Genomic DNA, 15,119 nt, shown 5'->3' on the forward strand with positions numbered 1-15,119 from the left:
AACAAATAGTTACGTTAAATAACTTGCTTTGGTTTTTATACCATTTCTGCTTTCATCAGAATTTCTTCTTCAATGGCATTCCAAAGTCCGATTCGTTTTTCTAATGCAAGGATTGAGATTTCTTCAACTTCTTTCCATTTTTGAGCATCATCCTCACATAAATCAGTGATCATTTGCATCGCCATTGGTCCGTGTTCATCGGCATCTAGTTCTATATGTCTTTCAAAATAATACAGAAGTTTGCTTAAGTCAGTTTCCGGAAGATTTTTTTGGAAGTTCTTCAAGATTGCAGTAAACATACTCGGAATCAAATCTTCTCTTCCAAAAGTAAATGCTGCTGCTATTTCGTGTGGTTTTCCTTCTTCGATTACTCTAAAAGTAAAATCTAAAAATGCCTTTGTATTTGGATGTAATGAACTTTGTTTTATGGCAACAAAAATATTGTGCAATGAATTTACTTGAGACAAAAAGTTGGTAATTCCGGTTGTATCAGCGCCACAATCCTGCATTGCTTCAAGATACATTTCATAATGACTTTGTCTTCTTCCGTCAATACTTAAATCTGTTTCTTCGGCAAGAACAATTTCGTTGATTAAATATCTTGTTTCAGGATTTTTTGTAGCAAACCAAGGTGTTGTTGTACAAGTAAGTTTGGCTTGTAAAGCTTTTAATAATGACATAAAATCCCAAACGGCAAAAACGTGTGTTTCAAGGAAACTATGTAAATCGTCAATACTTTGAATTTTATTGTATAAAGAATGTTGTAAAAGTTGATCTTTTTGAGGTTGAATGCTATTGTTGATAGTCTCAATATTCATTTTCGTAATTTTTTGCAAAGATAAAAAGCTTCTCGGTTAGAAGAAGCTTTTTGTATAGTTTTTATATATATTTTAATAGTTGTTTATTATTTAAATGCTGGAATTCCAGTTACATCCATTCCCGTAATTAGCAAATGAATGTCGTGAGTTCCTTCATAAGTGATTACACTTTCAAGATTCATCATATGGCGCATAATTGAGTATTCGCCTGTGATTCCCATTCCACCCAGCATTTGTCTGGCTTCACGTGCGATATGAATTGCCATATCGACATTGTTTCGTTTTGCCATTGAGATTTGAGCTGTTGTTGCTTTTCCTTCATTTCTCAAAACACCCAAACGCCAGGTAAGTAATTGTGCTTTTGTGATTTCGGTAATCATTTCTGCCAGTTTTTTCTGTTGTAATTGAGTTCCGCCAATTGGTTTTCCAAACTGGATTCTCTCTTTTGCATAACGCAAAGCAGTATCATAACAATCCGTTGCTGCTCCAATTGCGCCCCAAGCGATTCCGTATCTTGCCGAATCTAAACAACCAAGCGGTGCGCCTAATCCGGATTTATTTGGTAATAGATTTTCTTTAGGAACTTTTACATTGTCAAAGATTAATTCTCCTGTAGATGATGCACGAAGCGACCATTTATTATGTGTTTCAGGAGTTGTAAAACCTTTCATTCCGCGTTCTACAATTAATCCGTGAATTCTGCCTGTTTCATCTTTTGCCCAAACTACAGCAATATCTGCAAAAGGAGCATTCGAAATCCACATTTTGGCACCATTTAAAAGATAATGATCTCCCATATCTTTAAAATTGGTAATCATACTTCCGGGATCAGAACCATGATCAGGTTCGGTCAAACCAAAACAACCCATGAATTCTCCCGTTGCCAGTTTTGGTAAATATTTCATTCGTTGTTCTTCGTTTCCGTATTTCCAAATAGGATACATTACTAATGAAGACTGAACAGATGAGGTAGATCTTACGCCAGAATCACCGCGTTCAATTTCCTGCATTATTAAACCATAAGAGATTTGATCCAGGCCGGCACCGCCATATTCAACAGGAATATAAGGGCCGAAACCGCCAATTTCTCCAAGTCCTTTTATAATTTGTTTTGGAAATTCTGCTTTCTGAGCATACTCTTCAATAATAGGAGAAACTTCTCTCTTGACCCATGCACGAGCAGATTCGCGAACCAATTTGTGTTCGTCCGTCAATAAATCGTCAAGGTTGTAATAATCCGGGGCTTGAAATAAATCTGGCTTCATTTTTTGATAGTTTAGCAAAAACAAATTTACGCAATATAAATATAACAAAACACGGTTAAATTGTTATATTTTTTAAAACAAAAAGAAGAAAATTAGTAATAAGACAAATTAATTATAGTTTATTGATAATTTATGAGCTATTTTTGAGTTTCCAAAAACAAAATAAATGAGGCTGATCATCTCTTTTTTACTCTTTTTTGTTCTGAATACATCATTTTCTCAAAAAAATGTGTTGACAGAACAAGAGTACACAGCATTGCAAAGTAAAATCCGACTTAATTTTAACGCAAATGTCGATAGCGCTGTTGTATATGCTAATCAAATGGCTAAATCAAATGATCTTAGGCATAAGGCTTTTGCAAATGGATCGTTGGTTTATTCTTTGCAAGCAAAAGGGAAAACAAAAGAATCTAAAGAAAAGTATAAGCTGGCGATTGGTTATTTAAGTGAAATACCGGCATCAAGAGATAAAACACAATTAGAATCTTATATTCTAAATTTTGCCGGGATGGCAGAATGGAAAAGAGGTAATTTTAGTCAGGCCATTGAAAGATATCAGAAAGGGATGAAACTTTCTGTAGAGATAAGAGATGTTTTGCAAATTGTTAAATTCAAGATTAATATTTCGATAATTAATGAGGCAGTTGGTAATTACCAATTAGCTATTAAAAATATACGGCAACTCGACGCTTTTATTGATAAAAATGAAGATTTGTTTACGAAGGAAGATTTTTTAAATAGAAAAAGTAATATAAACAGCAATTTAGCGAGTTCGTATGAAAGCTATTTTATGAAAAATCAAAGTAAAAAGTATCTGCTAGACTCGGCAGAATATTTTTACAAAAAATCAATTACATATTCGAAAAATAACCCATATACTAAAATTAGTTCAAAATTAAGTTTAGGTAATGTTTACAATTGGAAACAGGATTACGTAAATGCTGAAAAAACCTATTATGATGTTGTGTTTTTATCGCAACAGAATGATCAGAAAGATTTATTGTGTGTGGCAAATTATAATTTGGCAGATATATATTACACCACTAAAAAATACGATAAAGCACTTGTGTTTTTTAAAAAATGCGATTCAATAGCCGCTTTAACAAACTTAAATCAGCTTGATTTTTTAAAGTCGAATTATTATCAGGCCAAAATCTATAATATATTGAAGAGGCCAGAATTAGCGTATAAACATTCTAAAATTTATTTGGATAATTATGAGAAATTCGAAACAAAATTAAATGAACAAACGTTAGAAGTAAACTATAAACAAGGAGTTGGTAATCTTACGGATGAAATGGTTACTATTGAGAAAAAATATAAAAATGAAGTTTTCTTAAATAGAGGGTTAAGAGTTTTTTATGTACTTCTTTTTGTTGTAATTGTATTTTTATTGATAAAAAACATTAGAGATAAAAATAAAGCTCACAAAAAAATGAATGCTTTAATCGAAGAATTTAAAGCCAATATAGAGAAGAGAAATAATCCTGAGTTTGAGCAAAAAGAAGTAGAAGTAATAGAAGAACTCGTGCTTGAGCCTGAAGAAGTCCATCTTAGGAAAGAGAATGTCAATTTAAGTATTGATGAGGCCAAAGAAAATAAAATAGTCGAGAAATTGCTGGCTCTGGAAAGCAAGTTAGAATACTTAAATGCGGATTTTACATTGCCTTATGTAGCAAAAAAAATCAAAACAAATACAACCTATCTGTCTTATGTTGTCAATAAGCGATTTGGTAAATCATTTGGGGAATACTCAAATGAACTTAAAATTAATTATGTAATCAACGAGATGATTACTAATCACATGTATCGTAAATACTCTACTCAAGCTATTGCGGAGAGTGTAGGTTTTAAAAATGCGGTTTCTTTTGCAAAATCATTCCGTAAAAGAACCGGAGTATCTCCAGCTCAGTTTGCAAGTAATATTTAGTTTAGAAATAAGGAATAAGTTATTTTTGAAATTCCAAAAACAAACTCATGAGGCTGATTGTTAGTTTTTTATTCTTTTTTATTCTCAATGCTACTTGCGCTCAGCATACAAATTCGATGTCCGAAGAGGAATATGCAATTTTGAGACATAAAATCAGAACAAATTTTAATGCAAATACAGATAGTTCTCTTGTATATGCGAATCAAATGGCAAAATCAAATAGCAACAAACATTTGGCTTTTGCAAATGCGGCATTATCAGTTTTATGGCAAAATAAAGGAAAAACAGAATTATCAAAAGAAAAATATAAAACAGCACTTTATTATCTGGACAAAGTACCTGATTCTAAAGATAAGATACAATTGCGATCCTATATATATAATTACGGCGGGCTGGCAGAGTTTGACAGAAGAAATTTTAGTGCCGCAATTGAAAAATTTCAGCAGGGAATCAAACTTTCGCAAAAAATAGGAGATATTAATCAACTGGTTAACTTTAAGGCGAATATTGTCTTGGCTAACGAAGTAGTAGGAAACTATAAATTAGCGATTAAAAATGGAAAAGAACTTGATAATTTTCTTCATGAGAATAAAGATTTATTCGATAAAGAAAGTTTTCTGAATAAAAAAAGTAACATTAACCTTAGTTTAGGAGGTTCTTATGAAGATTACTTTAAGGCAAATAAAAGCAAAAGATACTTGTTAGATTCAGCCGAGTACTATTATAAGAAGACAGTTGATTATTCGGATAATTATCTTTTTAATAAAATCACGGCAAAATTAAACTTAGGAAATGTCTATAATTGGAAAGGTAATCTAAAAGATGCTGAAAAAGCCTATTATCAGGTTGTACTTCTTTGCGAGGAGAATGATCAAAAAGAGTTATTATGTAGTGCCAATTTTAATTTAGGAGATGTTTGTTATACCCAGAAAAAGTACGATAAAGCATTGTTTTTTTATAAGAATACAGATTCTCTTGCGATTTTAAGTAATTCGAATGAGTTAGATTACCTAAAATCTAATTATTATCAATCAAAAATTTATACAATTCTTAAAAAGCCGGAACTGGCTTATGAGCATTCTAAAATTTACTTAGATAGTAAAAAAAAATATGAGGAAAAATTAAAGAAAGAAAGATCAGATGTAAATGAATTACAAGGAGTTGATTCTCAGACAGAGGAAATGATTGCTGTCGAGCAAAATTATAAGAAAGATCTTTTTTTAGATAAAAGCCTGAAAGGTTTTTATATATTTTTAATTATTGGAACTGTTACGCTCTTGGTAAAAAGCAATAGAGATAAAAATAAGGCCAATAAAAAGATGAGTGCCATAATACAGGAACTTAAAGCAGATATAGAAAAGGAAAATGGTAGTTTTGCCAAAGTGAAATTGCTTGAATCTATAAAAACTGAAAATGCAAGTTTATGCATTGATCTGGCTAAAGAAAATGAAATCGTCGAAAAGCTTTTAGAGCTTGAAAATAACTTAGAATACTTGAATACCGGCTTCACATTAGCTTATGTGGCAAAAAAAATCAAAACAAATACTACTTACTTATCTTATGTCGTCAATAAGCGATTTGGAAAATCATTTGGAGAATATACCAATGAGCTAAAAATTAATTACGCAATTAATAAGATGATTACCAGTGAAACCTATCGAAAAAAATCTACACAAGCTACGGCAGAAAGCGTAGGATTTAAAAACGCTGGTTCTTTTGCAAAATCATTTCGCAAAAGAACCGGAGTATCTCCGGCTCAGTTTGCGAATAATATTTAGCTTACAATAAAGTGATTTATTTATCCTGCAGGAGTGTTACCACCTTTTCCGGGATCATTTTCTTGTGGTGTTGGTATCGGTGCAGGTATAATAGGAGTGTCTCCTCCGCGAACGATTTTTTGTTGATTTTTAGATAACTTTTGTGCTCCAAAATCTTCTAGTTTTAATGTTGTATTTGTCATGTTTTTATGTGTTAAGGTTATTACATTGTCAAAACTAGACAAAAAGCAAAACCCTTAATCGAGAATGGCGTTTTGAGGGTTTTAGTAAAATTTTAATCATTGTAATTATTTGATTTTCAATTCGTTAAATCTACTACTATGACTTATATAATTTATAAATTGTATGTAGTATAATTGATAAAATGTCTGCTTTTGTGATTATTTTTCGAATAAAAACAGCAATATTTGTATTGTAATTATGATTTTAAACAGCCGAAAAAGATGTTAAAACTTGTCCAAAAATTTCTCCAAATAAATAGATACTCGGAAATTAAAAATGAGTTTAAAGATCTGTTTCTTTCTCATCCTAATTATCCAAGTCTATTTGCTATAACAGATTCTTTTGATTTACTATCTATAGAGAATGCTGCGGTAAGAGTTTCGAAAGAACAGATTGTCGATTTGCCTTCAAATTTTTTAGCTTATTTTAAAGAAGAACTTATATTGGTAGAAAAGGCTAAAAATTTCGTTCTTATTAATAGTCAGAAAAAAAGAAATTATAAAATGGCCTATGAAAAATTCCTTTTAGACTGGAATGGAGTAATTGTAGCTATAGAACCTAATAATATTGTAGAAAGAGAAAATTTGAAAATAGAATACAATTGGGTGAAATATTTTTTTCCTCTTTTACTTCTAACAGGATTATCATTTTTTTATAATACTTATAATTGGTTTAGTCTTATTTTTTTAGGAACATCAATTTTAGGATTGGTTGTAAGTGTTTTAATAGTTCAGGAAAAGTTTGGTTTTAAAAACAGTATAATTTCAAAAATTTGCAATTTAAGTTCTAATTCATCTTGTGATTCAGTTATAAACGCTAATCTGGGAATTCAAAATAAATGGATTAATTTTTCAGATTTGCCATTGCTTTTTTTTAGTGCAAGTTATATATCAATTTTAATTCAGCCTCTAAATTCAGCAATTTTTATTGGATTTTTAAGTTTACTGGCAATTCCTGTAATAGTTTCGTCTATTTGGATTCAAAAGTTTGAAATTCAAAAATGGTGCGTTATGTGTCTGCTAGTTTCATTTTTGATTTTTACGCAAAGTGTTGTTTGGTTTTCATCAGATTTATTTACGTTGAGTTTTAGTTTTGAAAATGTTTTTCCATTCTTTTTTTCATTGATATTTCTTGTGCCAATTTGGTATGTTATCAAATCAATGATAAAAAATATTTTGAAGAATGAAAACTCGTTAAAAGAATTAAAAAAATTTAAAAGAAATTATTCTTTATTGAACTTTTTATCTAAGAAAGTTCCTAATACTAAAGGATTTGAAGACTTGAGAGGGTTGAATTTTGGGAACAGAAATGCTGCTGTAAAACTTTCAATAATAATAAGTCCAAGTTGTGGACATTGTCATAAAACGTTTCAGGAAGGATTCGATTTAGTTTTAAAATATCCGGACAAAATATTTTTGAATGTTCTATTCAATATTAATCCGGAAAATAATGATAATCAATACAAGGTTATTGTTGAAAGACTTTTATCAATAAACAGATCAACACCGGGAAAAACGGTTGAAGCTATTTCAGACTGGCATATCAAAAAGATGAGCTTGAAGAAATGGTTGAAAAAATGGAATGTTGATTCGATTAGTATGATGATAACACAGGAAATAAACAAACAATACGAATGGTGTTCTAAGAATAATTTTAATTATACACCAGTTAAAATTGTAAACGACAAATTGTTTCCAAGCGAATATGAATTAAGTGAATTGAAATACTTTTTGAACGATTTTGTTGAAGAAGTTGAAATTTTTGAAAAAACGGCATAAAAAATACAGACATAAGCTTCAAGTGTCTTAAAATAATTGAAGGTCTATTAACAAGAAACAAAAAACACAAATCATGTTAGAAAAATTTTTAAAAACAGAGGGTACTAAAAAATTATCAAAAGAAGAACAAAAAAATACTGCAGGCGGAACCTTCCCTGAAGTTGGAATGTGTTGGGATGTTAATAGAGGATATTATAAATGCTTGTAAAAAGAAAACAGTGTGGAGAAGTTTAAAAGCTTCTCTGCATTTCACAAGAATGAAAGAATAAAAATAAGTTGTTGTTTTGAATAAATGAAGGATAACCCAAACTATTAAATCTACTAATTATGTTAAAAAACATTTTAAACTTAGAAGGAGCTCAGGAATTAAGCATTTTCGAGAAAAAGAGTATTAATGGCGGTGCTTATCCGGTCGAGCCAATTTGTGGATACGTTACGTGGAGCGCAAGCGAAACGGTTTGTTTGAATTATAATCCTTATTACAGACCTGTTTATTTAGGGAATAATAAGTGCTCAATTGTGGGAGATGCTTGTTAAATTGAGTTAGAAATATAAATAAATATAGAATGTTAAAGAAAATTTTAAATCTTGAAAATGCTCAGAGAATCACCAAAAATGAGCAGAAAACAATGCAGGGAGGAATTCCTGAATGTTGGATTTATGCGATTGAAGCGGGTTGTGTTTTAATACCTGTTGGAGGAACTTGTCCTATGGATACGTTGCCGGGTATTTGCGACTCGATTCGTCTTTGTTGTTAATTTTTAACTTTTTTAGAAGTAATTACAATATAGCCTTTTTTAGAATTTAGTCATGTTTTTTTTAATTTGTAGGCGCTCGATCGTGGAACATTGAGCAAATTCCCCACATTGATGATTGGTGTTGGGATTCTTTAGGAAAATTGGTCACTGAGTTGATTTTATTTGGTTAGGGTTAACCAGTGCCATGTCCTACAGAAATTGGATTACTGATAATAGCGTTTTTAAATACTTAACAGAAAGGAGAATTATTTCCTTTCTGTTTTTTTTATTTATAGAATAACCAGTAATAATTACAATGCTAGCTTTTTAGCAGACAGATGCTTCAACTGTCTTGAAATGATTGAAGTAATAACAAATCAAAAAACAAATTATGAAAAAATTGAAAGATTTAATCGGAGTTGAAATTTTAAGTGTTAGTGAAAAGAAAAGTATTAACGGCGGAGGTGTCGGAATGGAGGCTTGTTATTGCCCTGGAACTGGTATTTTTGCTGGAGTTATACATCCGGGTGAAGGTGAAACTTGTGCAGCAGTTATTGAAGAAAACTGTTGGTTAGATAACTAATTTTCATATTTAGAACCAAAAAAACCGCCTTATATTTTTATTTTGGCGGTTCTTTTGTATAAATATTTGAATTTATTTCTTTAACCGTTTCTTCAATAAAGTATTTCTCTTTACATTTTTATAATAATTCTTTTGTTCCAATAAGCCTTTTAATTTACAAGCAGAAATTGAAAGTTTTACACATTTAATAACGCAACATTTATTTTGGCTAAAGAAGAATTATAAAGGAAATAAAAATAGTTAGAAAAGTTCTTGATAAATATTACATTAGCAAAACTAAAATTTACCATAAAAGGTAGGAAATTAATTAAGAATTGAAAAAATTTACCAATTATATACAAGCTGATCATAAGGATTGCGGCCCAACATGTTTAAAAATAATAGCAAAACATTACGGTAAGACAATCAACATTCAGGAGTTGAGGGACATTAGCGAAACAACTCGGGAGGGAAGTAATTTGCTTTTTTTAAGTGATGCTGCAGAGAAAATTGGTTTTAGAACCCTTGGTGTAAAAATAAGTGCCGAAAGATTAGACGAAGCCCCACTTCCATGTATTTTGCATTGGAACCAGAATCACTATGTAGTACTTTATAAAATAAAGAAAGGTACTTATTATATTTCAGATCCGGCTTTTGGTCTGATTCAGTATAATAAACAGGATTTTTTTAAATTCTGGATTGGAAATAATGCCGATGAAACTACAGAAGAAGGAATCGCATTATTGATCGAAGCAACGCCTAAATTTTTCCAATCTGATTTTGATAAGGAAGACCACAAAGGATTAGGATTCAAATTACTGTCACAATATGTTTTAAGATATAAATCGTTTTTGATTCAATTAAGCATAGGGTTATTGGCTAGTAGTTTGATACAGCTAATTTTCCCGTTTTTAACCCAAAGTATTGTAGATATTGGGATTCAGAATCAAAATATTCATTTTATTTATTTAATACTCTTCGCGCAATTGTTTCTTTTTGCAGGAAGAACAGGTTTGGAACTTATCAGAAGTTGGATATTACTGCATCTTTCTACCCGAATAAACATCTCGCTGATTTCAGATTTCTTTATAAAACTAATGAATCTGCCTATTTCATTTTTTGATGTACGTATGACAGGAGATATCATGCAAAGGATTAACGATCATCGAAGGATCGAAAAAATTCTGACGACTTCATCAATAAATGTTTTATTTTCTGTGATCAACATGTTTGTCATGGGAGGCGTTTTGGCATACTTTAACCTTCAGATTTTCTTTGTTTTCTTTGTCGGAAGTTTTTTTTATTTCGGATGGATTACCCTGTTTTTAAAACGACGAGAAGTTCTGGATTACAAACGATTTGCTGAAGTTTCGCAAGAACAGAGTAAAGTGATGGAGCTTATCAACGGAATGCAGGAAATCAAACTCCACAATGCCGAAAAACAAAAACGCTGGGGCTGGGAATATGTTCAGGCAAGACTTTTTAGAGTTTCGATAAAAGGATTGGTTTTAGAACAAACTCAAACCATTGGGTCCTCTGTAATAAATGAGCTGAAGAATATTTTTATCATATTTTTATCCGCAAAATTAGTGATTGATGGCTCAATAACCCTTGGGATGATGTTGGCTATTAGTTCAATTGTGGGAAGTTTAAACGGACCAATTACTCAACTTATAGAATTTGTCAGAGAACTTCAGGATGCAAAAATCTCTTTGGCGAGATTGTCTGAAATTCATGAAAAAGAAGATGAAACCGAGCAAGAAGAGCATCAGACCCATGAAGTTCCATATGATTCAGATATTGAGATAAAGAATGTTTCGTATCGTTATTTGGGATCTGATATTCCGGTTTTGGATGATTTGAGTTTAATAATTCCATCCAATAAAGTAACAGCAATAGTGGGTGTTAGCGGAAGCGGAAAAACCACTTTGATGAAATTGCTCCTTAAATTTTATGAACCTGAAAAAGGAGAAATCAATATTGGCAATTCACAGTTAAAAAACATTTCGCAAAAAGCCTGGAGATCCAATATTGGCGCCGTTATGCAGGAAGGCTTTATTTTTAATGACACCATCGCCAATAACATAGCAATAGGAGTTGACAAAGTTGATAAAGAACGCTTAATATATGCCGCAGATGTAGCTAATATAAAAGAATATATATCAAGTTTGCCATTGGGTTATAACACAAAAATTGGCTCAGAAGGAACAGGAATGAGCACTGGACAAAAACAACGATTACTGATTGCAAGAGCTGTTTATAAAAATCCGGAGATATTATTTTTTGACGAAGCAACATCGGCATTAGATGCTAATAATGAGAAAGAAATTATGCGAAAGCTTGATGTTTTCTTCAAAGAAAAAACCGTCGTGGTAATTGCACACCGTTTAAGCACGGTGATGAATGCGGATCAGATTGTAGTTCTGGATAAAGGAAAAATTATCGAAATCGGATCACACTCGGCATTAGTACAACAAAAAGGAAATTATTTTGAATTGGTTCGAAACCAATTACAATTAGGAAATTAAATCATGGCAGAAGATACATTTGAATTACGAAGCGAAGAAGTACAGGACATTCTAACCAAGGTACCACACTGGATGATACGTTGGGGAACCGTTTTGATATTTACTATTATATTTTTGTTGTTTTTTGTGTCCTGGTTTATCAAATATCCGGATGTTGTAAATACCGAAATTGTGATCACAACAAATATTCCGCCAGAGAAAATAGTTTCGAAATCATCAGGCAGAATCGAAGCTATTTTGGTAAAGAATAAAGCAATAGTTCCTAAAAATACAACATTGGCTATTATTGAAAATACAGCCAATTATAAAGATGTTTTTTTACTAAAAAGTATAGTTGACAAGTACAATGTCAACGATTCAAAAAAAGCATTTCCATTTGCTTTGCTCAAAAACAGTCAGTTGGGTGAGATTGAAAGTGCCTTTGCAGTTTTTCAAAAAGATTATCAGGCAGAACAATTAAATGAAGATTTACAACCCTTTGAAGTAGAAAGTCGGGCACAGGTTTCGGAGAAAGTTCAGATCAAAGAAAGACTGGAAATTCTGCAACAGCAAAAAGTGATAAACGAGAGCGAATTGCAGCTTCAGAAAAATGAAATTGCACGTTTTGAAACCTTGTTCAATAAAGGGATTATCTCGGCACAGGAAATGGAGGCCAAGAAGCTGACTTACCTACAGGCCCAGAAGAGTTATAAGGGCTTATTATCGTCGATTTCGCAATTAAGGTCCTCTTTGATTGATAATACAAAATCAAGCCAGAATTCGCATATAAATAGCACTAAAGAAGAAGTTAACCTGGGACGTAACATGGCACAATCGTTTTATCAGCTCAAAAAAGTGATAAAAGACTGGGAATTGGCATACACCTTAAAAACATCCGTAAGCGGAGTAGTTACTTTTTTGCAGGTTTGGACAGAGAATCAAACAATAAATGTTGGTGATAATGTTTTTTCTATAATTCCCGATGCTAAAAATGGTTTTGTTGGAAAAGTAAAAGCGCCTGCGTTGAATTCAGGTAAAATAAAAGTAGGTCAAAAAGTAAACATCAGACTGGCAAATTTCCCGGACAGAGAATTTGGTGTCCTAAGAGGCAAAATCAAAAATATTTCTCTGGTTCCCGACAAAGACGGAAATCTGTTACTGGATGTCGCACTACCAAATGGACTGGAAACCTCATATAAAAAACAAATTGTATTTCAACAAGAAATGAAAGGTAGCGCCGAAATCGTAACCGAAGATTTGAGATTGATCGAAAGAATCCTGTATCAGTTTAAGAGTATTTTTGAACAGGTTTAACGTTTCAATCTTATAGTAGTTGAAAATGTTTTTTTGTTTTCAAATACTGGCTTTATTAACAAAATTAATAAGTAATGTTTTTGTTTTTTAACGGCATGGTTAGTTTTTTTTACAATTAATGAATAGTTTTAGTTAGATTTTTTATTTATTGATCATTTGAAGTTTTTTATTTTAAAATGATCCTTTGATTAGATTCAAAACATTAAAAATATTCTTGCGCAAGATTAGACAGGAGACTCAAATGTCTTTAATTGATTGGGTTGTAAACTAACAAAAAAACTAGAATTATGTTAAAAAAGATTTTAAATTTAGTTGGAGTAGAAGAGTTAACTGATGCACAGAAAAAAGCACTTAAAGGTGGTGACTGGCGTTATTCAGAAGCAACAGGATATTGTGTTAATCCAAGTCCTACTTGTGGAGGTGTTTATCCTGTAAAATATCCGGGAAACTGGTGTTGTGAAAAATAGTCTTTAAAGTATTTTTTAATAGAGAGAAGGCTTGCTTTCTCTCTATATATAATTTTAAAATTAAACCAAATCATTAATTAACCCCGAATTATCTGTTTGATGAAAAGAATTTTAGCCCTTATTCTTATTTTATTATTTCAAAACTCTTTTTCAAAACCCATTAACGAAGCTCAAAAACTGGCTGCAACTTGCAAAGTTTGGGGTTTTCTGAAATTTTATCATCCGAATGTGACAGATGGAAGTAAAAATTGGGATGAACAATTGTTTCAAGTTTTACCAAAAGTAGAAGAGGCTCAATCTGCCGAAGCATTTTCATTAGTAATTGAAAACTGGATTATCTCTTTAGGAGAAATTAAAAAATATGAAGTTCCAAAATCGACAGTAAAAAAGGAATCGTTTGATAAAAACTTCAATTTGTCCTGGATTTCAAAAAGTGATTTGTTTTCTAAATCACTTTCAAAAAAACTCAAATTTATTGAAGAAAACAGGATTCAGGGAAAACAATTTTATTACACTTCAGATCCTTATATCAAAGTTCAAAACGAAATTAAATATCCGGATTTTAAATGGACCGATAAGAATTTGCGTCTTTTGGCCCTTTTTCGTTATTGGAATCAAATGGAATATTTTTTTCCATACAAATATAAAATGGATGAAAATTGGGATAATGTTTTGATCGAAATGTTGCCCAGATTTATAGCGCCGGAATCTGAAAAGGATTTTGTTTTGGCCATGCGTGAAATATCAGTAAAACTGGATGACACACATGCATCTACACAAACAGGCAAGATGTTTGATTATTTTGGAGATAAATTCACTCCTTTTGATGTGGTATTTATTGATAATAAAGCAGTTGTTGTCAATTTGAAAAATGATTCTTTGGCAAAAGTAGATGATGTCAGAATTGGAGATGTGATTACAAAAGTAGAAGGAAAGACAGTCGAAAACTTGATTAATGAAAATTTAAAATATGCAGAAGGTTCAAATAAACCTGCAATTTTAAAAAATATTTATTGGGCAGTTTTTAATGGAAAAACTGAAACATTTGAAATTGAATTTAACCGAAACAATAACACTTCAGTTAAAACTATTAAGCGTTATAAATATCAGAATTTAAAAATTCAGTTTAAAGATGAAGAAAAGTGGAAACTTTTAGAAGACAATATTGGATATATTGATGTTGAATCCATAAAAGCAGATGAACTTCCGGGAGTTATGGCGCAATTCAAAAACACAAAAGCTATTGTTTTTGACGCAAGAAAATATCCTCAGGAACCTAATATTGAAGAAGATATAGCTCAATATTTATATCCGGAAGAAAAAGCGTATGCAAAATTTATTGATGTTGACTTGACTTATCCCGGCAAATTTACCTGGAGAGAAGATCAAAAAACAGGCAAAGCAAATCCAGATTATTACAAAGGGAAAGTGATTATTTTAGAAAATGAAAAAACACAAAGTCATGGAGAACATTTGGTAATGTGTTTACAAGCAGCGCCAAATGCTACAATTATTGGAAGTCAAACTGCCGGTGCAGATGGTGGAACCTGTAGGTATGAAATCATTAAAGGATATGCAACCATATTTACTGGTTTCGGAATTTTTTATCCCAATAGAAAAGAAACCCAGCGTATTGGTATTGTTCCTGATATCGAAGTAAAACCTACTATTTTAGGAATTCAGGAAGGCAAAGATGAGATTCTGGATCGCGCAATTCTTTTTGCTAAAAACGGGAAATAAA

14 protein-coding genes are annotated in these 15,119 nt (G+C 31.5%); 11 read left to right on the forward strand and 3 right to left on the reverse strand.

Features of this window, described 5'->3' with window-relative positions; translation table 11 throughout:
• Positions 1 to 35 precede the first annotated feature (35 nt).
• Positions 36 to 818 carry a DUF3050 domain-containing protein gene (locus CLU81_RS14005; protein WP_099710376.1) on the reverse strand — a complete coding sequence of 261 codons (783 nt, stop codon included), beginning with the start codon at positions 816 to 818 and terminating at the stop codon, positions 36 to 38.
• An 86-nt stretch (positions 819 to 904) separates the two neighbouring features.
• Positions 905 to 2,083, reverse strand: coding sequence for an acyl-CoA dehydrogenase family protein (locus CLU81_RS14010; protein ID WP_099710377.1), 1,179 nt, complete (start codon positions 2,081 to 2,083; stop codon positions 905 to 907).
• A gap of 166 nt (positions 2,084 to 2,249) precedes the next feature.
• Here CLU81_RS14010 and CLU81_RS14015 point away from each other — a divergent pair, with 166 nt between their 5' ends.
• A complete protein-coding gene (locus CLU81_RS14015) occupies positions 2,250 to 4,013 on the forward strand; it encodes an AraC family transcriptional regulator (protein ID WP_099710378.1) in 1,764 nt (587 codons plus the stop codon).
• Positions 4,014 to 4,060: 47 nt separating this feature from the next.
• Positions 4,061 to 5,791, forward strand: coding sequence for an AraC family transcriptional regulator (locus CLU81_RS14020; protein ID WP_099710379.1), 1,731 nt, complete (start codon positions 4,061 to 4,063; stop codon positions 5,789 to 5,791).
• 20 nt (positions 5,792 to 5,811) lie between these two features.
• Here CLU81_RS14020 and CLU81_RS26805 read toward each other — a convergent pair whose 3' ends face one another.
• Positions 5,812 to 5,973: a hypothetical protein gene (locus CLU81_RS26805; protein ID WP_158235334.1), complete on the reverse strand. Its 162-nt coding sequence runs from the start codon at positions 5,971 to 5,973 to the stop codon at positions 5,812 to 5,814.
• A gap of 261 nt (positions 5,974 to 6,234) precedes the next feature.
• Here CLU81_RS26805 and CLU81_RS14025 point away from each other — a divergent pair, with 261 nt between their 5' ends.
• The 9 genes from CLU81_RS14025 to CLU81_RS14060 all read left to right on the forward strand — a co-directional run bounded on the left by CLU81_RS14025 (position 6,235) and on the right by CLU81_RS14060 (position 15,118).
• Positions 6,235 to 7,791 carry a vitamin K epoxide reductase family protein gene (locus CLU81_RS14025; protein WP_099710380.1) on the forward strand — a complete coding sequence of 519 codons (1,557 nt, stop codon included), beginning with the start codon at positions 6,235 to 6,237 and terminating at the stop codon, positions 7,789 to 7,791.
• Positions 7,792 to 7,864: 73 nt separating this feature from the next.
• A complete protein-coding gene (locus CLU81_RS27235) occupies positions 7,865 to 7,999 on the forward strand; it encodes a hypothetical protein (protein WP_255410515.1) in 135 nt (44 codons plus the stop codon).
• 119 nt (positions 8,000 to 8,118) lie between these two features.
• Positions 8,119 to 8,328: a hypothetical protein gene (locus tag CLU81_RS14030; RefSeq protein WP_099710381.1), complete on the forward strand. Its 210-nt coding sequence runs from the start codon at positions 8,119 to 8,121 to the stop codon at positions 8,326 to 8,328.
• A 29-nt stretch (positions 8,329 to 8,357) separates the two neighbouring features.
• The gene (locus CLU81_RS14035) at positions 8,358 to 8,549 is read left to right on the forward strand and encodes a hypothetical protein (protein WP_099710382.1); all 192 of its coding nucleotides are present in this window, start codon (positions 8,358 to 8,360) and stop codon (positions 8,547 to 8,549) included.
• A gap of 370 nt (positions 8,550 to 8,919) precedes the next feature.
• Entirely contained in the window at positions 8,920 to 9,111 is a 192-nt protein-coding gene (locus CLU81_RS14040; RefSeq protein ID WP_099710383.1) for a hypothetical protein, read from the forward strand.
• Between the two features lie 314 nt (positions 9,112 to 9,425).
• Positions 9,426 to 11,618 carry a peptidase domain-containing ABC transporter gene (locus CLU81_RS14045; protein ID WP_099710384.1) on the forward strand — a complete coding sequence of 731 codons (2,193 nt, stop codon included), beginning with the start codon at positions 9,426 to 9,428 and terminating at the stop codon, positions 11,616 to 11,618.
• 3 nt (positions 11,619 to 11,621) lie between these two features.
• The gene (locus CLU81_RS14050; protein ID WP_099710385.1) at positions 11,622 to 12,911 is read left to right on the forward strand and encodes an HlyD family secretion protein; all 1,290 of its coding nucleotides are present in this window, start codon (positions 11,622 to 11,624) and stop codon (positions 12,909 to 12,911) included.
• A gap of 287 nt (positions 12,912 to 13,198) precedes the next feature.
• Complete coding sequence (locus CLU81_RS14055) at positions 13,199 to 13,378, forward strand: hypothetical protein (RefSeq protein WP_099710386.1); 180 nt, start codon at positions 13,199 to 13,201, stop codon at positions 13,376 to 13,378.
• A 99-nt stretch (positions 13,379 to 13,477) separates the two neighbouring features.
• Positions 13,478 to 15,118: a S41 family peptidase gene (locus tag CLU81_RS14060; protein ID WP_099710387.1), complete on the forward strand. Its 1,641-nt coding sequence runs from the start codon at positions 13,478 to 13,480 to the stop codon at positions 15,116 to 15,118.
• Position 15,119: the final 1 nt, after the last annotated feature.

The sequence above is a fragment of the Flavobacterium sp. 9 genome (assembly GCF_002754195.1).
GTDB lineage: Bacteria > Bacteroidota > Bacteroidia > Flavobacteriales > Flavobacteriaceae > Flavobacterium.

Coding starts and splice junctions, on each gene's coding strand:
- CLU81_RS14040 (WP_099710383.1), top strand. CDS start 8,920: ATGAAAAAATTGAAAGATTTAATCGGAGTTGAAATTTTAAGTGTTAGT.
- CLU81_RS14050 (WP_099710385.1), top strand. CDS start 11,622: ATGGCAGAAGATACATTTGAATTACGAAGCGAAGAAGTACAGGACATT.
- CLU81_RS14030 (WP_099710381.1), top strand. CDS start 8,119: ATGTTAAAAAACATTTTAAACTTAGAAGGAGCTCAGGAATTAAGCATT.
- CLU81_RS14015 (WP_099710378.1), top strand. CDS start 2,250: ATGAGGCTGATCATCTCTTTTTTACTCTTTTTTGTTCTGAATACATCA.
- CLU81_RS14025 (WP_099710380.1), top strand. CDS start 6,235: ATGTTAAAACTTGTCCAAAAATTTCTCCAAATAAATAGATACTCGGAA.
- CLU81_RS14055 (WP_099710386.1), top strand. CDS start 13,199: ATGTTAAAAAAGATTTTAAATTTAGTTGGAGTAGAAGAGTTAACTGAT.
- CLU81_RS14005 (WP_099710376.1), bottom strand. CDS start 818: ATGAATATTGAGACTATCAACAATAGCATTCAACCTCAAAAAGATCAA.
- CLU81_RS14060 (WP_099710387.1), top strand. CDS start 13,478: ATGAAAAGAATTTTAGCCCTTATTCTTATTTTATTATTTCAAAACTCT.
- CLU81_RS26805 (WP_158235334.1), bottom strand. CDS start 5,973: ATGACAAATACAACATTAAAACTAGAAGATTTTGGAGCACAAAAGTTA.
- CLU81_RS14035 (WP_099710382.1), top strand. CDS start 8,358: ATGTTAAAGAAAATTTTAAATCTTGAAAATGCTCAGAGAATCACCAAA.
- CLU81_RS14010 (WP_099710377.1), bottom strand. CDS start 2,083: ATGAAGCCAGATTTATTTCAAGCCCCGGATTATTACAACCTTGACGAT.
- CLU81_RS27235 (WP_255410515.1), top strand. CDS start 7,865: ATGTTAGAAAAATTTTTAAAAACAGAGGGTACTAAAAAATTATCAAAA.
- CLU81_RS14020 (WP_099710379.1), top strand. CDS start 4,061: ATGAGGCTGATTGTTAGTTTTTTATTCTTTTTTATTCTCAATGCTACT.